Source organism: Brucella pecoris, from assembly GCF_006376675.1.
GTDB classification, from domain to species: Bacteria; Pseudomonadota; Alphaproteobacteria; order Rhizobiales; family Rhizobiaceae; genus Brucella; species Brucella pecoris.
The window spans coordinates 111,688-133,938 of record NZ_VEWK01000009.1; the positions used below are offsets into that span (position 1 = coordinate 111,688).

The following is a 22,251-nucleotide window of genomic DNA, read 5'->3' on the forward strand; positions in this document are numbered from 1 at the left end:
GCCCGAACGATACGAGCGCGGTCAAAGACTAGGGAGGAAATGCCCCGAAAGGCATCGACAGGAAAACCTGTCTGGGATTTAAGTTACGTCTGAATGGTATTAACGTCAAGAAAATGCGCATATTTTTTGAGCGAATTTTAGTATGCTCATTATGTAGGCAAAATTAGCATGGTTTGCACAAGTATGCGCCATGTCTTGGAAACAGGAGTTCGGGGTTGCTGATCGATAAGGCATTTTTTTCCGAAGTGGCTGCTGCTGCGGCCCGTGAAACGCTTCCACGTTTTCGTCGGCTGACGGAAATAGACAACAAATATAGCGTCGGCTTCGATCCGGTGACCGAAGCGGATCGGGCGGCAGAACGTGCGATTCGCGCTGTTATTGGCAGCGCTTTTCCCGACCACGGTATTCTTGGGGAAGAATATGGGCCGGAGAATATCGATCGCAGTCATGTCTGGGTTATCGATCCCATTGATGGAACCCGTGCCTTCATTTCCGGATTGCCAGTCTGGGGTACGCTTTTGGGCCTGACTGTTGATGGCGATGCCAAGGCGGGAATGATGTCGCAACCCTTCACGGGCGAACTGTTCTACAGCGACGGCAATGGCGCTTATCTCGAGCGCAATGGCGGCGAGGACACACCACGTCGTCTGTCCGTACGCAAGAATGCCGCTCTGGCCGATGCGACAATGTTCACAACGACGCCCGCCCTTTTCAAAGGGGAAAGCCGCAAGGGATTTGATCGTCTGGAAGGCGCTGTGCGGTTGTCACGTTATGGAGTTGACTGCTATGCCTTCGCCATGTTGGCAGGCGGGTTTGCGGATATCGTGGTCGAGGCTGGTCTGCAGCCTTATGACATCGTTGCTCTCATTCCGCTGATCGAGCAGGCTGGCGGTGTGGTGACGCAACGCGATGGCGGCCCGGCGGAAAAGGGCGGTGACGTTGTCGCCGCAGCTACTCCCGAATTGCACAGGGCAGCTCTTGATCTGCTGAATGGATGATTAGAGCATAATCCGACCGGAGTGAAACGAGGATCGATAAGATTATGCTTCAAATAGAAAAGTTTAGAGCGCCGATCTGATTCATTCAGATCGAAACGCGCTCTAAAAACCGGAGATCGCTGGCTCAATGGTCTCCGGTAAGGTTTCCACTTCCGACGAGCCCGGAATGAAAGCATCGAAGGCCGCCCAGAGCTGCTCACGATAAAAGTCAGCTTCCTGAAGCATTTCGTGGCGGGCGCCGGTAATCGTCGTCAGCGAGACATTGCGCGTGCGTGCCACAAAACGTTCGATCACCGGCGTTGAAACAACGCGGTCCGCGCCGGCGGCAACGATGAGGACGGGTACTGTCAGCCCATTGTAAAAGTCTGGCTGATTGATGCGCCGCGCCGTTTCGAGTGCGCTCCATAACCAGCGTGCCGTGGGCCCGCCAAGCGCCAGTTCCGGATAGAGGCGTGGAATTTCCATATTGCGCATGAAGCGTGCCGGGTCACTGGTCAGCGGATTGCCAGCAAAGGGGCGCGAAGCCAGTCTGCGTCCACCGGAGGCGTAAACCTGGCCGAGGCCAAGCCATCGAAAGGCGGAGGCGATGCGGCGTACATTGTCGTCGCTGAGTTTTTGCCCATCGAGTCCCATGAAGGGTGCACAAAGAACCATGCGACTGATGCGCGATGTCAGCCTGCCCATAGAGGAAAGTGCAACAAGGGCACCAGCGGAATGGCCGAGAATATAGAAAGGCGGGGGACAGTCAGGCAAAGCGACTTGGTCAAGGACAAAGTCGAGATCATCGCAATAGTCATCGAAACTGCGGACATAGCCGCGCTGGCGATCTTTCAGCAGCCGGTGCGAGCCACCTTGTCCGCGCCAGTCGAAAGTCACGACCGTGAACCCGCGTGCGCTCAGATCGGTCATGGTTTCGAAGTATTTTTCGATGAACTCATTGCGCCCCTGAAGCAGGACCACTGTTCCCCGTATCGGTCGCGTTTCGGCTTTCAGAATGGCATAGCGCAGAGTTTTGCCGCCCTTTGCTTCAAGCAGCCCGGCCTTTATCCCATGCGGAATCGGATTCGCATCGGTTTCGAAAAGCAGTTCCGACATCCGATTGCGGGCCTTTCTGTTTCGGGTTGAGATAGGTGCTGCCAGCATAATGGGACAATTGATGATAAAAAGTAACCGGAAGTTCGAGAACGAACTTCCGGCTCAAAGAACAGCCGATGCAAGGGACGTTACGCCGGCTGGCCTATCGAAAAATGTGAAGAAAGAAGTGCTCAGTATCCGCCGGGGCGACGCTCACCGACGATGCGGCCCGAATAAGCGTCGACCATGACGATGACGCGGCGACCGTTCGGTCTTGTGGCGCGGACCAAATAGGTGTCGCGGTTGAGGCGTATATCGCCGACATCATAGCCGCGGCGTTCCAGCGAGCGTGCGATACGGCGCGGTCCCATAATGTCGCGACGGCCATAATCGTCGCCCCAGCCTGGGCGGCGGTCGGGGCCGCCATCCCAATCGGGACGCGGTCCTGGATAAGGACGCGGCGGACGGTAGCCGTCATCATCATAGTACTGGATCTGAACGCGCAGGCCGCTATCGGCTGCAAGGGATGGTGTCGCGAAACCGGTCGCGACGGTGGCAAGTGCGGCAAAAGCGAGAACAGCTTTTCTCATAACCGTGATCCTTCAGTGAACCCGCTTTGCAGCAGGCATAGTGGGACATTAGCCCCAAGCGGCTGAACGCTCGCCAAAGATGATGTTCATTTTGGGTTCATTGTGCGGCCGATCCCCCAAAATATAGGCCCCTATCGATCAGGAGTTGTTACGCAAAGTGACGGCGCGTGTAGGCTTCGTTTCGCGATCGTCACGCGCGTGCGGCCTTGAAATGAAAAAGAACCGTTCCCAAATGAGTTTTGCGGTCGCCTGGAAGGGGCCGCCGGCACCAAGGAATTCGCCATACGGGAATTTCGCCGCCCTGTATGATCCCGAATGGGCTCAGCGCTCTTCGGAAAAGATCATGCTGAAACAAGCATCATGTCGCTCTAAAGGAGGGCTAACACATGCGTCACGTAGATTTTTCCCCGCTCTATCGTTCCACGGTTGGTTTCGATCGGCTTTTCACCATGCTTGATACGCTCGCTTCGCCGGAAGGTAACCAGTCCTATCCGCCGTATAATATCGAGCGCACGGGTGAGAACACCTATCGCATCACGATGGCGGTTGCGGGCTTTTCCGAAAGCGAACTCGAAATCGAAGCGCACCGCAATCAGCTCACCATCAAGGGCCAGAAGGCCGATGAGAATGCTTCAGATATCGGTGAAGTTCTCTATCGCGGTATTGCCTCGCGTGCTTTCGAGCGCCGTTTCCAGCTTGCCGACTTCGTTGAAGTTGCCGGTGCGAGCCTCAAGAACGGTCTCCTGCACATTGATCTCAAGCGCGAGATTCCAGAACAGATGAAACCGCGCAAGATCGAAGTTACCAAGGCTGGCTCTGATGGCGCTCAGCAGATCGAGGCAAAAACCGCGCATTAAGCTCGGTGGAAAATGAATAAGAAAAGGCGGTGCTTGATGTGCCGCCTTTTTCAATTTCACAGGTACTAAAGAGCGTCAGGCGATCAAATCGGCGAAACGATCGACATCTTCTTCCGTATTGGCGAAGCTCGTCACGAAACGGGCGAAAATTTCGCCGTCACTGATGCGGTTCACTTCCGAATGCGGCGGGTTCCAGTCGTAGAAGATTGCTCCGGTATTGCGCAGGCGGTCATAGACCGACTGTTTCATGATGGCGAAGACCTCATTGGCTTCCGGCTTCCAGGCAAGGCGCATCTGGCTCGACGCATTGATATGACCGGCGAGGCGCGTTGCAAGCGCGTTCGAATGACGGGCCAGTTCAAGCCAGAGATCATCCTGCAGGTAAGCATCGAACTGCGCTGCTACAAAGCGGGTCTTGGAGAAGAGCTGCGCCGCGCGCTTGCGAATGAACGGCAGATCCTTGGCACGTGCCGGGTCCATGAAGACCAGTGCTTCGGCGCACCAGCAGCCGTTTTTCGTGCCACCGAAGGAAACGATGTCCACGCCCTGTTTCCAGGTCATTTCTGCTGGCGTCATGTCCAGCGAAACAAGTGCATTGGCAAAACGTGCGCCGTCCATGTGTAAGGGCAGACCGGCATCGCGGCAGATCTTGGAAATGGTGGCGATATGTTCGGGCTGGTAGAGCGTGCCGACTTCAGTCGCCTGCGTGATGCAGACCGCCATGGGCTGCCCGGCATGAACGAAAGCCGGGTTGAAGCGCTTCAATTCGCGCTTGAGAAGTTCAGGGTCGATACGGCCATAAGCACCGTCGATCGGATGCAGGCGCGCGCCGCCCGTAAAATATTCAGGCGCGCCGCATTCGTCTTCGATCACATGCGCCTCACGGTGTACCAGCGACACACCGCCGGGCCGGTTGACACTGGCGAGCGCGAGCGAGTTGGCGGCTGTACCGGTTCCGACAAAGAATACGGCAACTTCGCGCTCGAACAATTCGTTGAACCTTTGTTCCACGCGTTTGTCGATTTCGCTTGCGCCATAGGCTGCCGCAAAACCCGCAGCATGCAACGAAAGGCTCTCGGCGATTTTCGGGTGGGCGCCTGCCCAATTGTCTGACGCAAAGTGCACGTGTTCCTCCAGATGGGTTGAATGGGCTGTCGCACAGTCGATGTGTCTATAACCTGTCTGACAGAAGTGGTTAAGGCCTGGCGCGCTGGAAAAATGCAGACGAATTGCTCAATTTTTAGGCAGACTTGGAAAGGGCGAGGGCGCGCCAAACTGACGCAATGGCGCCTGTGCGCAATTAAAGTCCAATAAAATCACGTATTTTGATATTTTATTACGGAAGGTGCTGAGAAAAATTGCGTTTCCATCTTGTGAGGCAATTTGATTTCTGTCATACGTGATTAGGACAGCAATGCTGTCCAATTAAACGCTGATGCAAACGGAAGCGACACAACGCTCTCCGAAAAGTTTCAGAAAGAGGCGCCGTACTGGCAGGCACATAGTCTGGCGGTAACAGGCGCCCCGACCGCGACAGGAGGAATTCTAGTGCGCCATTTTCTGGTGGGCTGAGTGTCGTCTGTCCAAGCCTGATGAGAATAAGGCGCTAAACATCGTTCCTCGCACCGGCCTCGCCGCTCGCCCGGAACCTCGTCCAACGCCTTGTCGATAAGGCTTCCTTTATATGTAAATCAACGGCGGGATGGTTGTCACACCATCTCGGTATATACTGATCGCGCACCTCATGATGAGGGCCAAACGGAGGGAATGACGATGACGCATTTGACGCCATCTGTATCGAATGTGGTTTCTCACAACGTACAGAACGGAACGGTCAAAGCTGCGACGACCGCTCCCAACCGAACGACGCGAAAAACGACAGCGGCGGGTTTGCCCGCAGCTCAAGGTCTCTACGATCCGCGCAACGAGCATGATGCGTGCGGCGTTGGCTTCATTGCCCATATGAAGGGCAAGAAGTCGCATCAGGTCGTGGAAAACGGTCTCAAGATGCTGGAAAACCTCACCCATCGCGGCGCCGTCGGCGCTGACCCGCTGATGGGGGACGGCGCAGGCATTCTCGTGCAGATTCCAGATCGCTTCTTCCGTGAGGAAATGGCGCGTCAGGGCATCGACCTGCCGCAGCCAGGCCATTACGGCGTTGGCTACCTGTTCATGCCGCGTGACGCAAAGCTGCGCACCCACGCTGAAGAAATCGTCAAGGAAGTGATCGCTGCCGAAGGCCAGCAGTTCATCGGCTTCCGTGAAGTGGCGGTCGACAACTCATCCTTGTCGAAAGCGCCGGATATTGCCGCGACCGAACCGTTCCATGTTCAGGTCTTCATCGGGCGTAACCCGATGCTGGAAACGGACGATGATTTCGAGCGGCGCCTTTTTGTGCTGCGCAAAGTCATTTCCAACCGCATCTATCAGGAAAACGACGGCGACGATAACGGCTTCTACGTCGTTTCCATGTCGGCGCGCACGGTCGTCTACAAGGGCATGTTCCTAGCTTACCAGGTAGGCAGCTATTATCAGGATTTGAAGGATCCGCGTTTCGAAAGCGCTGTGGCGCTGGTTCACCAGCGTTTCTCGACCAACACCTTCCCGTCCTGGCGTTTGGCTCACCCTTACCGCATGGTCGCGCATAACGGCGAAATCAACACGCTGCGCGGCAACGTGAACTGGATGGCGGCGCGTCAGGCATCGGTGGACTCGGAGCTGTTCGGCAACGACATTTCCAAGCTCTGGCCTATCTCCTATGAAGGTCAGTCGGATACGGCCTGCTTCGACAATGCGCTCGAATTCCTGCATCAGGGTGGCTACAGCCTCGCCCATGCGATGATGATGCTGATCCCGGAAGCATGGTCCGGCAACAAGCTGATGGCGGATGATCGCCGCGCATTCTATGAATATCACGCTGCCCTGATGGAACCATGGGACGGCCCGGCTGCTGTGGCCTTCACCGATGGCCGCCAGATCGGCGCGACGCTGGACCGTAACGGCCTGCGTCCGGCCCGCTACATCGTGACCGACGATGATTTCGTCATTCTGGCTTCGGAAGCCGGTGTCTTGCCGGTGGACGAGAAGAAGGTCGTCAAGAAGTGGCGTCTTCAGCCGGGTCGTATGCTGCTCATTGATATGGAAGAAGGCCGCATCGTTTCCGACGAGGAAATCAAGTCGCAGATCGCGCAGAAGCATCCTTATAAGCAGTGGTTGGCTAACACCCAGCTCATTCTGGAAGACCTCAACCCGGTCGAGCCGCGTGCGCTGCGCAAGGATGTTAGCCTTCTCGACCGCCAGCAGGCTTTCGGCTACACCCAGGAAGACACCAGGCTTCTGATGTCCCCGATGGCGACCACCGGTCAGGAAGCTATCGGATCGATGGGTACGGATACGCCGATTTCGGCCATGTCCGACAAGTCGAAGATGCTGTTCACCTATTTCAAGCAGAACTTCGCGCAGGTCACCAACCCGCCGATTGATCCGATCCGTGAAGAACTGGTGATGAGCCTCGTTTCCTTCATCGGTCCGCGCCCCAACATTTTCGACCTTATCGGCAATTCACGCCGCAAGCGTCTGGAAGTGCGCCAGCCGATCCTGACCAATGGCGATCTGGAAAAGATCCGCTCCATCGGTCACACCGAAGATCGTTTCGACACCAAGACGCTCGACATCACCTATAATACGGGTGAGGGCGCAGCCGGTATGCATGGCGCCATCGAGCGTTTGTGCGACCGCGCAGAAGCGGCTGTTCACGGCGGCTACAACATTGTCATCCTGTCGGATCGTCAGGTTGGCCCGGACCGCATTCCGATCCCGGCTCTGCTGGCGACGGCTGCCGTGCATCATCATCTGATCCGCAAGGGTCTGCGGACTTCGGTCGGCCTCGTGGTCGAATCGGGCGAACCGCGCGAAATACATCACTTCGCCTGTCTTGCAGGCTATGGTGCCGAAGCCATCAACCCGTATCTCGCCTTCGACACGCTGCTCGACATGCATCGCCGCCGCGAGTTTCCGCCGGAAGTCGATGAATATGAAGTGGTCAAGCGCTACATCAAGTCGATTGGCAAGGGCATTCTCAAGGTCATGTCCAAGATGGGCATCTCGACCTACCAGTCCTATTGCGGCGCGCAGATTTTCGATGCGGTCGGATTGCAGTCGAGCTTTGTCGACAAATACTTCTTCGGCACCGCGACCAGCATCGAAGGTGTCGGTCTGGACGAAATCGCGGAAGAAACCGTGCGCCGTCACACCGATGCATTCGGTAACGACCCGGTTCTGCTAACCGCGCTCGAAGTCGGCGGCGAATATGCCTACCGCATGCGCGGCGAGGCGCATTTGTGGTCGCCGGATGCGGTTGCCAAGCTGCAGCATGCGGTGCGCACCTCGAACCCGGATACGTTTACCGAATATACGAGCATGCTCGACTCCAAGTCGGCGCAGGCAAAGACCATTCGCGGCCTGTTCGATATTCGCTTTGCCGAAGAGCGCGGTCTCAAGCCGGTTTCCATCGATGAAGTCGAACCGGCGGTCGATATCGTCAAGCGCTTCTCGACCGGCGCCATGTCGTTCGGCTCGATCTCGCGTGAAGCTCACACCACGCTTGCGCGTGCGATGAACGCCATTGGCGGCAAGTCGAACACGGGCGAAGGCGGTGAAGAACCGGATCGTTTCTATCCGCTGCCGGATGGCACGCCAAACCCGGAGCGCTCTGCGATCAAGCAGGTTGCCTCGGGTCGTTTCGGCGTCACGACGGAATATCTCGTCAACTCCGATCTGATCCAGATCAAGGTCGCGCAGGGTGCAAAGCCCGGCGAAGGCGGCCAGCTTCCAGGCCACAAGGTCGATGCGACCATCGCCAAGACCCGTCATTCGACGCCGGGCGTTGGTCTCATTTCGCCGCCGCCGCACCACGACATCTATTCCATCGAAGATCTGGCGCAGCTCATCTACGATCTGAAGAACGTCAACCCGGCTGCAGATATTTCGGTCAAGCTGGTGTCGGAAGTGGGTGTTGGCACGGTTGCTGCCGGTGTTGCCAAGGCGCGTGCCGACCACATCACCGTGTCAGGTTATGATGGCGGCACGGGCGCTTCGCCGCTCACCTCGCTGAAGCATGCCGGTAGCCCATGGGAAATCGGCCTTGCCGAAACTCATCAGACGCTGGTGCTGAACGGGCTTCGCTCCCGCGTTGCCCTGCAGGTCGATGGCGGTCTGCGGACCGGTCGCGACGTGGTCATTGGTGCGCTGCTCGGTGCCGACGAGTTCGGTTTCTCGACGGCCCCGTTGATTGCTGCTGGCTGCATCATGATGCGTAAGTGCCATCTGAACACTTGCCCGGTGGGTGTGGCGACGCAGGACCCGGTTCTGCGCAAGCGCTTCAAGGGTACGCCGGAACACGTCATCAACTTCTTCTTCTATCTGGCGGAAGAAGTGCGTGCGCTGCTGGCTTCGATGGGCTTCACCAAGCTGGAACAGATTATCGGCGAGACCGATCTTCTCGAAAAGCAGGACATGATCGATCATTGGAAGGCCAAGGGTCTCGATTTCAGCCGCATTTTCTACAAGCCGGAGGCCGAGAAGCACGAGATCCACTGGACCGAGCGTCAGCATCATCCGATTGAAGACGTTCTCGACCGTAAGCTGATTGCCGAGGCCATGCCTGCGCTTGAAGAACGCAAGCCCGTCAAGATCGACATCGGCATCAAGAATGTCGACCGTTCTGCCGGTGCGATGCTGTCAGGCGAAGTTGCCAAGCGATTCCGCCACAAGGGCCTGCCGGAAGACACCATTGCCGTTACGCTCCGCGGTACGGCTGGCCAGTCCTTCGGTGCCTTCCTGGCACGTGGCGTCTCATTCGAACTGATCGGCGATGGCAACGACTATGTCGGCAAGGGCCTTTCGGGTGGCCGCATCGTCATCCGTCCGCCGGAAGATACGCGCATCATCGCCGAGGATTCCATCATCGTCGGCAATACCGTGCTTTACGGTGCGCTTGAAGGCGAGTGCTACTTCCGCGGCGTTGCGGGCGAGCGCTTCGCCGTGCGCAACTCCGGTGCGGTCACGGTTGTCGAAGGCGTGGGCGATCACGGTTGCGAATACATGACCGGCGGTGTCGTCGTGGTTATCGGTCAGACGGGTCGCAATTTCGCGGCGGGCATGTCGGGCGGCGTCGCCTATGTGCTTGACGAGGAAGGCGATTTCGCCCAGCGCTGCAACATGGCAATGGTTGAGTTGGAACCGGTTCCAGAAGAAGACGACATCCTCGAAAAGCTGCATCACCATGGCGGTGACCTCATGCATAAGGGCCGTGTGGACGTTTCGGCCAATATGACCCATCATGATGAGGAACGTCTGGTGCAGCTAATCGCCAATCATCTGCACTACACAGGCTCGACGCGGGCGAAGGATATTCTCGACAATTGGGAGAGCTATCGTCCCAAATTCGTGAAGGTCATGCCGGTCGAATACCGTCGCGCTCTGGAAGAGATGGAGCGCATGCAGATCGGTGTCGCGGCGGAATGAACATGATCCCGAAAAGTGGAAACCGGTTTTCGGGCAAGATCATGTTCAATCGAGGAATTTCCGGTCTTCGGTCACGATGATCTGAAGACCGGGCATCCTTGTCATGTAAGAGAGATAACAACGCCCTGACATGCCTGCGCGTCAAAGATGACGCGGCGGACAGGGCAACTTCCGGCAAAGCAGACCATGCGCTGGTCGCAGGCCGAGGGGAGTAGAAGAATGGGTAAGGTAACTGGTTTTCTAGAGATCGACCGTCAGGTAGCAAAGTACCAGCCGGCGTCGGATCGTATCCGTCACTTCCGCGAGTTCACCATTCCGATGACGGATGGTGAAGTGCAGAAGCAGGCTGCACGCTGCATGGATTGCGGCATTCCGTTCTGCCATGGGCCGACGGGCTGCCCGGTGCATAACCAGATCCCGGACTGGAACGATCTCGTCTATAACAACAACTGGGATCAGGCGATCCGCAACCTGCATCTGACCAACAACTTCCCGGAGTTTACGGGTCGCGTTTGTCCGGCGCCTTGTGAGGAAGCTTGCACGCTGAACCTCGAAGATACGCCGGTTGCCATCAAGACGGTCGAACAGGCTCTGGGCGACAAGGCTTATGAGCTGGGCTACATCGTGCCGCAGCCTGCCGCCAACAAGACTGGCAAGTCGGTCGCCATCATCGGTTCAGGTCCCGCTGGCCTTGCCGCTGCGCAGCAGCTCGCGCGTGCCGGTCACATGGTCGATGTTTATGAGCGCGAAAGCCGCCCCGGCGGTCTCTTGCGTTACGGCATTCCGGACTTCAAGATGGAAAAGCACCTCATCGATCGCCGCGTGGCGCAGATGGAAGGTGAAGGCGTCCGCTTCCTGTGCGGCGTGAATATCGGCGTCGACAAGCCGTTGCGCGGCCTTCTCGATACCTATGATGCCGTGCTTTATAGCGGCGGCTCCGAAACGCCACGTCCCGCTGGCATTCCCGGTGCCGATCTTGAAGGCGTGCACGATGCCATGCCTTATCTGGTACAGCAGAACCGTCGCGTCGGTCGCGAGAATATCGAATCCGTTGCCTGGGCTTCGGCACCGATCCTGGCGGGCGGCAAGCACATTGTTGTCGTTGGTGGCGGTGATACGGCTTCCGACTGCGTTGGCACTGCTTTCCGTCAGGGCGCGGTCAATGTCACCCAGCTCGATATTCGTCCGCAGCCGCCGGAAAAAGAAGACAAGCTTAGCGTCTGGCCTTACTGGGCGACCAAGATGCGCACTTCTTCCAGCCAGGCTGAGGGTGCTGCGCGCGAGTTTCAGGTCGCAACGCTGGAATTCATCGGTGAAGAAGGCCGCCTGACCCATGTGAAGTGCTGTCAGGTTGATGAAAAGCGCAAGCCAATTGCTGGCTCCGAATTCTTCATCAAGGCTGACCTCGCTTTCATCGCCATCGGCTTTGCCGGTCCGGGCGAAGACAGCGTGGTCAAGGAACTGGGCGACAGGCTCGATGTTGCAACTGATCGCCGCGGTTCGAAGTCGGTCAAGGCCAATGAGCGTGACTATCGCACCAATGTCGACAAGCTCTATGCCGCAGGCGACGTGCGCCGTGGTCAGTCGCTGGTCGTCTGGGCAATCCGCGAAGGCCGTCAGGCAGCGCATGCCATCGATGCTGATCTGATGGGGAGTTCGGTTTTGCCTCGCTAAGAGAGGCCTATAGAAATGAAAGCCCGCCAGATTGGCGGGCTTTTTGTTTTTCAGCTTTGGCTGCGTCGCGCCTTCATCAACAGATAGGCGATGGCGAGGAATACAAACCAGAATGGTGTCACTTTCAGAGCGGCTGCGGTGTCGGGTTCCTGCGCCAATGCCCACAGAATGAAGGCAAAGAAGGCGAAGACCATCACAACGGCGGCACGTCCGCCCGGCATCTTGAATGTGGACTTTTCATGCAGGTCCGGGCGCTTGCGGCGATATTGCAGATAAGACGCCAGAATGATTGACCAGATGAAGATGAAAAGCAGCGCCGAGATCGTCGTGACGATGGTGAAGGCTTCGATGATGCTCTGGCCAGCATAAAGCAGAACCACGCCTGCGAGCAGGAAAACGCACGAGAAGAACAGCGAATTGACCGGTACTTTCCGCTTGTTCAGCTTGCCGAGCGCCTTCGGCGCGAGCTTTGAAGTGGCGAGGCCGTAGATCATGCGTGAGGTCGAGTAGATGCCGGAATTCGCGCTCGACGTTGCCGAAGTCAGCACGACGAAATTCACGACATGCGCGGCAATGCCAAGACCGGCCAACGAGAACATGGCGACGAACGGGCTTGAATTCGGATCGACCTGATCCCACGGAATGACGGTGATGATGACGAACAAAGCGCCGAGATAGAACAGCACCACGCGGATCGGGATCGAGTTGATGGCCTTCGGCAGATTGCGCACCGGATCTTTGGTTTCAGCGGCGGCGGTGCCGACGAGTTCAATGCCGACAAAAGCGAAGACCGCGATCTGGAAACCGGCAACAAAGCCGAGGAAACCGTTGGGGAAGAACCCGCCATGGTTCCACAAATGCGCGACCGAGGCCTGGCTGCCATTGGGCAGGGTAAAGCCGGTCGAGAGCATGTACACGCCAGCAACGATCAACCCGACAATAGCAACGATCTTGATGAGGGCGAACCAGAATTCGATTTCACCGAAATTGCGCACTGTCGGCAGATTGAGCGCCAGAAGCGTGAAGATCAGCCCGAGCGCCGGTATCCAGAGCGCAAGCTCCGGGAACCAGAACGAGACATAGCCCGAAACGGCAACAACATCGGCTACGCCCGTCACGATCCAGCAAAGCCAGTAGGTCCAGCCGGTGAAGAACTGCGCCCATGGCCCAAGATAATCGCCTGCGAAATCCGCAAAGGAACGATATTCGAGATTGGACAGCAAGATTTCGCCCAGCGCGCGCATAACAAAGAACAGCATGAAGCCAATGACTGCATAGACGAGCAGGATCGACGGGCCAGCCAGCGAAATGGTCTTGCCCGAGCCCATGAAAAGGCCGGTGCCTATCGCGCCGCCAATGGCGATCAGTTGCAGATGCCTGTTGGACAGGTTACGTGCAAGATGGGGGGCCTCCTCCCGATGTGGATCGGCAGAAGGCTTTGATGCGATGTTCATTCAAACGCCTCTTGTGGTTGGCCGACGCTGAAAGACAACCTCACCTGGGCGAGGAGGAGCGTCCTTCCCGTACTGCCTTTTCAGGCAGACTGTGCCTTCTGATAGACGATGTGAGCGCTGGTGTGAACAGCGCGGAATGTAGCAATTGGAATCATATTGGATAGAGAAAGCTGCTGGGTATTGATCAAGCAATAGCTTAATCGAGCTGGTGCAGCCCAATAACTAGGGATTTGCGTTCTTCTGCGGCCAGGAAAAATCGTCGGCTCTTCCAGGTGACGGTTTGTTTTCAGCGCGGGCTGGGCGCGTGGCTTGCGGGCGCGCAAGGCTACCACCGAGCAGAACGCCGCTTTCATCCTTGTCGATGTCGCGAATACTGACCGGCGCCACGCGGTCCACCGGTTTTGATGGATCATGCGCGCCGACCGCGGGCAGTGGCTGGTCTTCTTCCTTTGCACCGCCGAGATAGGCGCGGAGCGGCTTTTCCGCATAGAAGGCGAGCTTGCGCTTGCCCGCTGAAGTTATGTTGATGCCGTCATTACCGCGCAAACGCGCGGTCTGACCGTTAATATCGAAACCGGTTTGCGTGAAATTTCCGTCCTCGTCAACAAAACCGTCCCAGACATCGGCGAACTTGCCGCCAGCCTTTTCGGTAGCCGTACGATAGATTTCATTGAGCGCCAGCATATCCTGCGACATGCCTTTCGGGCGGAAGGGCGGCTGGCCGATCCACACCAGAGGAAAGTGCTTGTCGTTGATGACTTTGATGAAAGCAGTGACCCGCTTTTGATATTCTTCATTCCATTCCGGGGACCGGGGCGGCAGGCTTGCGCCTTTCTCGGTGATCGCCTGCCTGTCGTTGGAGCCGATCATGACTACAACTGCAGCAGGCTTCTCCTCCTCCAGTATCTTGCCGATATTTTCGGGCCAGTTGAAATGGTCGTTGCGCACAAAGCCTGAGGAGCCGTTTATCCGGGTCACGACCTGGAGGTCGGAGTCGGATGCGAAAGCAACATCAAGGCCTTCGGCCAGGCCGTTGCCGATGAAGTCGCCGACGACAAGGACTTTCTTTGCATCCGGCTTTTTCTCTACGAATTCGACCGCGGGGCTTGCCGCTGGCGGCGGTGTCGGGCGTGAAGCGGGAGAAGCTGCCTTGGGGCGCTTCGCCTTGGGCCGGGCACGTTGCGGGGCACGTTGCTCATATTGACGCTGTGGTTGTGCCTGCCGGGAGCCAAACAATAGATCGAAAAGCGTTCTCGGCCGTTCCTGTGCGGATGCCGTGGCGATGTCTGAGAACAGCAACGCTGTCACCGCCAGCACGATGCTGAAAGCTTTCACAAGCCTGGTCACAGTCCGATTTCCACGCATCCGTTTCGCCTTCATGGCTTGCATAATAGCTTGGCAATCCTGAAAAACAAAATGGAGCGCACTTTTGTTAAAGTGCGCTCCATTCGATCAATCTGACAGTTTAACGACGGCGCAGAACCGACAGGACTTCCTTGCTCGGATGGCCGTCCGGCTGAAGTCCGTTGCGCTGCTGGAAGGCTTCGATAGCTGCCCGCGAGGTGGAGCCGATCTTGCCATCGATATTGCCGTCATAATAGCCGAGCGCCTTCAGATGCGTTTGAAGCTCCTGACGCTCGTTCATGGTGATCGGCGTAAATGGACGGTTCCAATCCTGACGCAGTCCCTGATAACCGCCGATGCGATCCGCGAGGAGGCCGACAGCGAGCGCATATTTGTCGGCATTATTGTAACGCTTCAACACGAAGAAATTCTTCGTCATCAGGAAGGCCGGGCCCTGACGACCATCCGGCACTTTCAGCGTTGCTTTTTCGTTAGGATCGGGGAAGGCGCGTCCGTTAGCGCGAACGAGACCGATTTTCTGCCATTCGGCGATCGAAAGCGAGCCGGAAGGGAATTTGCGTCCCTGTGGTAGAGCGACCTCGTAGCCCCAGCTACGGCCCGGTTGCCAGCCATTGCGATGTAGCAGATTTGCCGCCGTGCCCAGCGCATCGGGAACCGAGTTCCAGATGTCGCGCTTGCCGTTACCGTCCATATCGACTGCATAGGCCTGATAGCTGGTCGGGATGAACTGCGTGTGGCCGAGCGCACCAGCCCAGGAGCCGGAAAGATGGCCACGGTCGATATCGCCGGTCTGGAGAATCTTCATCGCGGCAATTAACTGCGTGCGGCCATATTTGGCGCGGCGCTGATCCGCATAGGCGAGTGTCGCCAGCGAACGCACGGCGTCGCGCATCACGTCATCGCGCTTGAGAATTTCGCCATAATTGCTTTCCATCGACCAGATGGCGAGCAGGATATTGCGATCGACCGAGAAACGCTGCTCGATGCGCTGGAGCCATGGTCCCCATTTGCGGGCCATGTTCTGGCCGACCGAGACGGACTGCTCGTTCACGCGGTTATCGACATAGTTCCAGACAGGTTCGGTGAATTCAGGCTGGTAGCGTGCCTTTTGCAGCACGACCGGGTCCGGTGCATCGACACCGCGGAATGCACGATCGAAAGTGGAAGGCGAAACACCTGCCTTTATAGCGACAGGGCGAAAACTGGCGACCCACTGGCGAAATTTTGCATCGGCCAATGCGGAGCCGGTTGTCAGTGTGGAGGCAAGCACAGCTATCGCAACCGTTGTAGCTGCTTTCAGCTTCAGCGTCTGGCCCACCGTGAATGGAAATCGCAGCATTCTGTGTTTCCCTTCTGCAATCAAATTTAGCCGATACCGGCGCGTTTCCCTTCGATCTGGATTCTGCGCGCTCCGGATTGCATTAGTCAATTAATACCATCCTGTGTTGAATTTGAGCCAGCAGAAAATTCCGGATCGAACCGTTGAACGATCAAATTAGAACCTCTCGGTTAGCAATTGGTTTACCATCGCGGGCTTGCTTTAAAAATTGCCCGAAATTTCGAAAAGTTTTTGAATCAAGCAACATTAAGGTCGGGTCATTGAATGTGATGGGATGAGCCACGCAATTTCGTCGTTCCTTAATGAAAAGGCCTTATTTGAAATTCAGTCGTTTCAATGCTTTGATAGCAAACCTGAAATAGTGAAATCGAGGAGAGGGATGAGTTCTATCCGAAAAATTCGCAAGGCCGTCTTCCCTGTTGCAGGTCTTGGCACCCGCTTCCTGCCCGCCACCAAATCCATTCCCAAAGAAATGCTGACTGTCGTGGACAAGCCCGTCATCCAGTATGTGGTCGATGAGGCGCGCGAAGCAGGTATCGAGCATCTGATTTTCGTCACCGGGCGAAACAAAGCGGTCATCGAAGACTATTTCGATGCACAGGTAGAGCTATATTCCACGCTTGCCGAACGCGGCAAGACTGCTGAACTGGAGCATCTTCAAGATATCCAGCCGCAGCCGGGAACGACCAGCTTCACCCGTCAGCAGGTGCCGCTTGGTCTCGGCCATGCGGTCTGGTGTGCTCGTGAGCTCGTCGGCGACGAACCTTTTGCTCTCTTGCTGCCGGACATGGTCATGCAGTCGAAGAAGGGCTGCCTGAAGGAAATGGTCGAGCTGTACGAAAATACTGGCGGCAACGTTATTGCCGTGCAGGAATGCGACCCGGAAGAAGCCCATAAATATGGCATCGTCGGCAAAGGCGAAGCCATCGGTAGCGGTTTCGAGATTACGCAGATGGTCGAAAAGCCTGCCAAGGGTACGGCACCGTCCAATCTCTACATCAACGGTCGCTATATTCTGCAGCCGGAAATCTTCGAGCTTCTGAGCAAGCAGGAAAAAGGGGCTGGCAACGAAATCCAGCTCACGGATGCGATGCTGAAGCTTGCCGATGCCCAGAAATTTTTCGGTTTCGATTATCGGGGCCTGACATTCGACTGCGGCTCCAAGGCGGGCTTCATCGAAGCCAACGTCGCGTTTGCGCTGTGGCGTAACGACATTCGGCCTTCGGTTGAAAGCTCGATCGGCAATCTGCTGAATACCATCAAGCCTGCTTGATATAAACCTGCCTGAACTCTGGTCACGCCCCCTGCAAAGGGGGCGTTTTTTATGGTTGTGAGCGCTACTCTGGTGAAACTTGCTTTTTTCGACAATGACAATAGGTATTTGACCTAGAACGTATCCCGAAAAGTGTGAAACCCTTTCGCGATACGTTCGATCAAACAAGTTTTCTCCCCATCATAAGGAAGAATCGCATGCAGGAATTCGAGCAGACGATGGGGGCAGGCGCGCTCATCTCCATCGCGGTGGGCGCTGTTTTATTGTTGCTTTTGCTCATCATCCGGTTTCGCGTCCATGCGTTCGTAGCGCTTATAATCGTCAGCCTCCTGACAGCGCTTGCGACGGGCATTCCAGCAGGCAATATTCTGGCGACAATCACGTCCGCCTTCGGTTCCACTCTCGGCGGCGTAGCGCTTCTGGTCGGTCTCGGTGCGATGTTGGGTCGGCTGCTCGAGATATCCGGCGGCGCGCAGGCGCTTGCCGACGATCTCATCAGGCGGTTCGGCGAAGAACGCGCGCCCATGGCGCTTGGCATCGCATCGCTCATCTTCGGCTTTCCGATTTTTTTCGATGCGGGGCTGGTCGTGATGCTTCCTGTGGTCTTCACCGTTGCGCGACGCCTCAAGGGAAGCCTGCTTCTCTACGGTATTCCGGTCGCCGCAGCTTTTTCGGTGATGCATGTTTTCGTGCCGCCTCATCCGGGGCCGGTGGCGGCATCCGAGCTGTTGGGTGCGGATGTGGGGCTTCTCATTCTGGTCGGGATCGTGGTCGTCATACCTGTCTGGTTTATTGCCGGACACCTTTTCGGCGCATGGATCGGCAAGCGGATCAATCTCCCTATCCCTGACAGTTTTGATGCCGGAAAGAACGCAGAAGAGGCCCTGAATCCTCCAAGCTCCAGCCTGGTCATATTGCTTCTCCTGCTGCCACTGGTTCTGATTTTCATCAATACAGGTCTGGATTTCGCCCGTGCACAAGGTTGGGTAAACGCCCAGGCCAACTGGTATCAGCTTGCGCGGATGATCGGATCGACACCGGTTGCTCTTCTGATTTCGGTGTTGGTCGCCTCCTATGTGCTGGGACCCCGGCGCGGCAGGGACCTGGCCAGTGTCGAACGCATTCTCGATTCGGCGCTCGGTCCGGTGTGTTCCATCATTCTGATTACAGGCGCGGGCGGAATGTTCGGCGGCGTCCTGCGTGCCTCCGGCATCGGTGACGCTTTGTCCAGTGCATTCGCCAATACCGGACTGCCCGTTATCGTGGCGGGCTTCCTGATCGCAACGATCTTGCGCGTTGCGCAGGGGTCGGCAACGGTGGCGCTGATAACGGCTGCCGGACTTGTCCAGCCTGCGGTTCAGGCTGCGGGTTATCACGGACTTGAGACTGCGGCGGTGGTGATCGCCCTTGCTGCAGGGTCGGTCATGCTCTCCCATGTCAACGATTCCGGTTTCTGGCTCGTTGGACGTTTCTTCAACATGGACGTCAAGACGACACTGAAAACCTGGACTGTTCTAGAAACCCTTATCGGGCTTCTGGGGTTCGGCTTGGCGTGTATTCTGTTCTGGCTCGCTTAAACTCACGACAATACGGCATCCCATAAGGGATGCCGTTCTATCTGTTTGTCTTTACGCATTATCCAACGCAAAACCGCTACGCACTTTTGCTGGAAATGCTTTAACGCTGAACCTTCACGCCGAGATAGACGCTATCGGCTGTATATTCGCGGTCAGATATCCTGCTTGTCAGGAATTCGTGACGCAGGCGTGCATCCAGCCCAACGAAACGATTGATCCAGTAGGTTGCGCCGATCTGCGCGCCGATTGTGTAATCGGTTCCGGTGCCATCCTTGTTTTGCCGGATATTGGCATCAAGCCTGCCGTTGAGGCTCAGGTCGGAGCGTATGCGACGGGTCACATCAAGGCTTGCGAAATGCAGGAGTGACCCGGCAATGCCAGGCGTGGTCGAGGTATCGACCATTGTTTGTGCATAGAGCCGCACATCGGTTCCGCGCAGCGGCGACCAGTTGAGCGCTGCATTGATCGACGGGCCGCTGATGTCGCTGAGACGAGAATCATCGCTGTTGGCGCGCATGTAACCGGCCGCAAATTCGCCGTTCAGCTTCTCGCCCATATCAAGCATCATACCGCCGCGCAGTGCAAACTGCGATCCGCTACGCTCGTAGCCATTGCTGTCGAGCTTTTCATCGAAGATGCGCTTGCCCAGTTCCACTTCGGTGAAGGGTTTGATTGCGGGGGACAAGGAAAAGCCGCCGCGCAATGTGACGCTGGCATAGGTGTTGTCGCGGTCTTTCTGAGTGACCGTGCCGCCGGAGGACAGTTCCGCATCGCCGTAAATATTGTGTTCAACCCGCCCGGTTGCACTACCGAAGATAAGGCCCATGTCGCGCTCGACGCCGAGACTTCCGTTGAGGGTGTGAACCAGAGGACGCTGCAAGGCGTCGACCACGCCGTTGGGGCTCGACGCGCTCTCACGACGCAACCGGTACCCTGCACCGGTGTTGACGGTCGTTTGGTCGCCGAGATCGAAGCGTAGCTTGCCCTGAATGTCGACCTGCGGTTCGGAGACGTCTTCGCCCGAAATGGATTTGGCCCAGGTGCCCGATGCGTCAAGTGTTGCCTGATGGCGTGCCCAATCCGACTGCGCGTTGAGCCGCAATGTGGTTTCGTTAAGAACTGCGCTGGAGCCGGTTGCGCTGCTGTCGCCATTCGTCGTGACACGGATACCCTGTTCCAGCGACGGTCGCAGGATGAACGAGCCGGTGCGAATGCCGATCGGCGCGAATGGGTCGACTTCCTGTGTGATGCCGCGTCCTTGCTCAGGCAACTGCCGGAGGTTTTCGCGTTGCGCCCGGCCTGTTTCTCCACTTGCCTCGGCGTCGACTGAGCCGACACGGATATTGTCGGGTTGCAGCGGCTGGCGGTCCTGCGGAACGGCAACTGTCGGAACGGTTTGCGCCGTAGTTGCCGCGTCTGTCGCGGGTGCGTTTTCAGGCGGGGTATAACCGTCGTCGGTCGCTTCACCGGCACCATCGTCATATCCAGGTGCGGCAAGCCCACGATTTGCAAGCGTTTCCGGTGAGGATGCGGAAAGCACATCCTCGGCAACGCTTCCGCGCAGATAGGCTTCCTGAGCAAAGGAAGGGCCATGACTGATTGCCATCGCCACGCCCGCCAGAAACAGGCATCGCAGCCTGCGGGCAATGGGCGTCGAACCGCCGGATAAGGCCTTGGCAAAAAGCATGTCGTGTTTTCAAACCGTCGCAACGTGGTAGATGAACGGTAAAGGCACATGGTTAATTCTTGGTTGCTATGGTCGAATTCAAGGCCATGTTTCGCTGCACAAATGTTTGGACAACCGGCTGCGAAGAAGTTAACCCTTGCCGCTATGGAAAAGCTCGATCAGATCATCCCTCCGGCAGACGCGGAAGCAGCCATCGCTTCAGCGCTGCGCACCATAAAGACCGAAAATGCGGGCCTTGTTGCGCTGGAAGAAGCGCTGAATGACGGCCTTTCCGGTCCATTTGTCGAAGCGGTGAAGCGTATCGTTGCGTCGCGCGGACGTCTGGTCGTTACGGGCGTGGGCAAAAGCGGCCATATCGGCTCCAAGCTTGCCGCCACTTTTGCCTCGACCGGTACCTCGGCATTTTTCGTTCATTCGGCGGAAGCCAATCATGGTGATCTTGGCATGATCGGCCGCGATGATGTCATCCTGGCCATTTCGTGGTCGGGCGAAACGGCGGAACTGAAGGGTATCGTCAATTATTCGCAGCGCTTCCGCATTCCGCTGATCGCAATCACCGCAGGTGAGAATTCGGCGCTTGGCCGTGCGGCGGATGTCATGCTGCTCCTGCCGAAAACGGTTGAAGCCTGCCCGCACGGTCTGGCGCCCACGACCTCGACCATGATGCAGCTTGCCATCGGCGATGCGCTGGCAATCGCGCTTCTGGAAGCACGGGGCTTTACTCCAAGCGACTTCAAGACCTTTCATCCCGGCGGTTCGCTGGGTGCAAGCCTCATCCATATCCGCGATATCATGCATCGCGGCGAACGCCTTCCGCTGGTGAGCGTGGGGACGTCGCTACCGGATGCGATGAAGGTTCTGGCACAAAAGAGCTTTGGCTGTGTGGTCGTCGTCGATGATGGTGGTGATCTGGCGGGTATCGTTACCGATGGTGACATATCGCGCAATCTGAGCCGCAATCTCGCGGCATTGGCGGTTGATGACATCATGACGCGCAAGCCGAAGACGGTGGATCAGAACATGCTGGCAACCGCAGCACTCAACACCATCAATGAAAATCACATCGGCGCGCTGATCGTCGTCGAAGCCGGACGTCCGATCGGGCTCGTGCACTTCCACGACCTGTTGCGGATAGGCGCGGCGTAAGAGAGTAAGGGAGTAAGGGAGTAAGGGAGTAAGGGAGTAAGCTGAAAATCACTTGCTTTAGCTTACCCGATTCCTTTTTATTCCCCTATTCCCCTATTCCCCTATTCAGCAACTTCAATCTCCAGAGAAACCGGATCGAAGGCAACGACCCGGACTTCTGTTCCGGTTGGCAGATCAGGCCCTTTCACGCGCCACATCGTATCGTTGATACGGATACGCCCACGACCGTTGATGATCGGCTCCGTCAGTGTGGCGCGTTGGCCGACAAGCTGTTCGCCGCGACGATTGAGAAAAGGTTCGTCGGCGTCGGTGCTGCGTGATCCGAAGAAGCGACGTCCCGCCAGCACGAAAATGACGGCCAGAACCAGAAAAACGACAGTCTGAAACTGCCAGCCAAATCCTGTCGTTGAAGACAGGAGAAAGGCCAGTGCACCCGTTACAAGTGCAGCAAGCCCGAACCAGATGAAGAAAAAGCCGGGCGCCGAGATTTCCAGAATGAGCAGAACCAGCCCGAAAACGAGCCAGTTCCAGATGCCGAGACCGGACAGAAACTCAACAATCATGACGCCCTCCCTCTGTTTGTACGCATTACCCTACGCGAAGCTGCTTTGCACTTTTGCCAGAAATGCTCCATCTTTTTGTTTTTACGCGCATCTTCCTCCGAAAACCGTTTCACACTTTTCGGGATGTGC

15 protein-coding genes are annotated in these 22,251 nt (G+C 56.9%); 7 read left to right on the forward strand and 8 right to left on the reverse strand.

Annotation, left to right across the window (positions count from 1 at the left end; genetic code table 11):
• Window positions 1–215 precede the first annotated feature (215 nt).
• A complete protein-coding gene (gene hisN / locus FIB18_RS16630; protein WP_140021765.1) occupies window positions 216–998 on the forward strand; it encodes a histidinol-phosphatase in 783 nt (260 codons plus the stop codon).
• Between the two features lie 102 nt (window positions 999–1,100).
• Here hisN and FIB18_RS16635 read toward each other — a convergent pair whose 3' ends face one another.
• Entirely contained in the window at window positions 1,101–2,093 is a 993-nt protein-coding gene (locus tag FIB18_RS16635) for an alpha/beta fold hydrolase (RefSeq protein WP_140021766.1), read from the reverse strand.
• Between the two features lie 170 nt (window positions 2,094–2,263).
• The gene (locus FIB18_RS16640) at window positions 2,264–2,662 is read right to left on the reverse strand and encodes a PepSY domain-containing protein (RefSeq protein ID WP_140021767.1); all 399 of its coding nucleotides are present in this window, start codon (window positions 2,660–2,662) and stop codon (window positions 2,264–2,266) included.
• Between the two features lie 386 nt (window positions 2,663–3,048).
• Between FIB18_RS16640 and FIB18_RS16645 the strand changes: the two genes are divergently transcribed.
• Complete coding sequence (locus tag FIB18_RS16645; RefSeq protein WP_140021768.1) at window positions 3,049–3,519, forward strand: Hsp20 family protein; 471 nt, start codon at window positions 3,049–3,051, stop codon at window positions 3,517–3,519.
• A gap of 75 nt (window positions 3,520–3,594) precedes the next feature.
• Here FIB18_RS16645 and FIB18_RS16650 read toward each other — a convergent pair whose 3' ends face one another.
• Window positions 3,595–4,644 carry a threonine aldolase family protein gene (locus FIB18_RS16650; protein ID WP_140021769.1) on the reverse strand — a complete coding sequence of 350 codons (1,050 nt, stop codon included), beginning with the start codon at window positions 4,642–4,644 and terminating at the stop codon, window positions 3,595–3,597.
• Between the two features lie 648 nt (window positions 4,645–5,292).
• Between FIB18_RS16650 and gltB the strand changes: the two genes are divergently transcribed.
• Complete coding sequence (gene gltB / locus FIB18_RS16660) at window positions 5,293–10,044, forward strand: glutamate synthase large subunit (protein WP_140021770.1); 4,752 nt, start codon at window positions 5,293–5,295, stop codon at window positions 10,042–10,044.
• Window positions 10,045–10,263: 219 nt separating this feature from the next.
• Complete coding sequence (locus FIB18_RS16665; protein ID WP_140021771.1) at window positions 10,264–11,718, forward strand: glutamate synthase subunit beta; 1,455 nt, start codon at window positions 10,264–10,266, stop codon at window positions 11,716–11,718.
• 50 nt (window positions 11,719–11,768) lie between these two features.
• On the opposite strand, the gene FIB18_RS16670 is transcribed toward FIB18_RS16665, so the two are convergent.
• The 3 genes from FIB18_RS16670 to FIB18_RS16680 form a co-directional block, all read right to left on the reverse strand.
• Window positions 11,769–13,172, reverse strand: coding sequence for an amino acid permease (locus FIB18_RS16670; RefSeq protein WP_140021772.1), 1,404 nt, complete (start codon window positions 13,170–13,172; stop codon window positions 11,769–11,771).
• Window positions 13,173–13,394: 222 nt separating this feature from the next.
• Window positions 13,395–14,537: an SGNH/GDSL hydrolase family protein gene (locus FIB18_RS16675; protein WP_140021773.1), complete on the reverse strand. Its 1,143-nt coding sequence runs from the start codon at window positions 14,535–14,537 to the stop codon at window positions 13,395–13,397.
• A 100-nt stretch (window positions 14,538–14,637) separates the two neighbouring features.
• Window positions 14,638–15,876: a lytic murein transglycosylase gene (locus FIB18_RS16680; protein ID WP_140021774.1), complete on the reverse strand. Its 1,239-nt coding sequence runs from the start codon at window positions 15,874–15,876 to the stop codon at window positions 14,638–14,640.
• 379 nt (window positions 15,877–16,255) lie between these two features.
• Between FIB18_RS16680 and galU the strand changes: the two genes are divergently transcribed.
• The gene (gene galU, locus FIB18_RS16685; RefSeq protein WP_140021775.1) at window positions 16,256–17,149 is read left to right on the forward strand and encodes a UTP--glucose-1-phosphate uridylyltransferase GalU; all 894 of its coding nucleotides are present in this window, start codon (window positions 16,256–16,258) and stop codon (window positions 17,147–17,149) included.
• 197 nt (window positions 17,150–17,346) lie between these two features.
• On the forward strand, window positions 17,347–18,726 hold the full coding sequence (locus FIB18_RS16690) for a GntP family permease (RefSeq protein ID WP_140021776.1): 1,380 nt from the start codon (window positions 17,347–17,349) through the stop codon (window positions 18,724–18,726).
• Between the two features lie 100 nt (window positions 18,727–18,826).
• Here the strand turns inward: FIB18_RS16690 and FIB18_RS16695 are convergent, their stop codons facing one another.
• Window positions 18,827–20,413: an outer membrane beta-barrel protein gene (locus FIB18_RS16695; RefSeq protein WP_140021777.1), complete on the reverse strand. Its 1,587-nt coding sequence runs from the start codon at window positions 20,411–20,413 to the stop codon at window positions 18,827–18,829.
• Between the two features lie 144 nt (window positions 20,414–20,557).
• On the opposite strand from FIB18_RS16695, the gene FIB18_RS16700 reads away from it, so the two are divergent.
• Window positions 20,558–21,559 carry a KpsF/GutQ family sugar-phosphate isomerase gene (locus tag FIB18_RS16700; RefSeq protein ID WP_140021870.1) on the forward strand — a complete coding sequence of 334 codons (1,002 nt, stop codon included), beginning with the start codon at window positions 20,558–20,560 and terminating at the stop codon, window positions 21,557–21,559.
• 101 nt (window positions 21,560–21,660) lie between these two features.
• Here the strand turns inward: FIB18_RS16700 and FIB18_RS16705 are convergent, their stop codons facing one another.
• On the reverse strand, window positions 21,661–22,122 hold the full coding sequence (locus FIB18_RS16705) for an NfeD family protein (RefSeq protein ID WP_140021778.1): 462 nt from the start codon (window positions 22,120–22,122) through the stop codon (window positions 21,661–21,663).
• Window positions 22,123–22,251 lie beyond the last annotated feature (129 nt).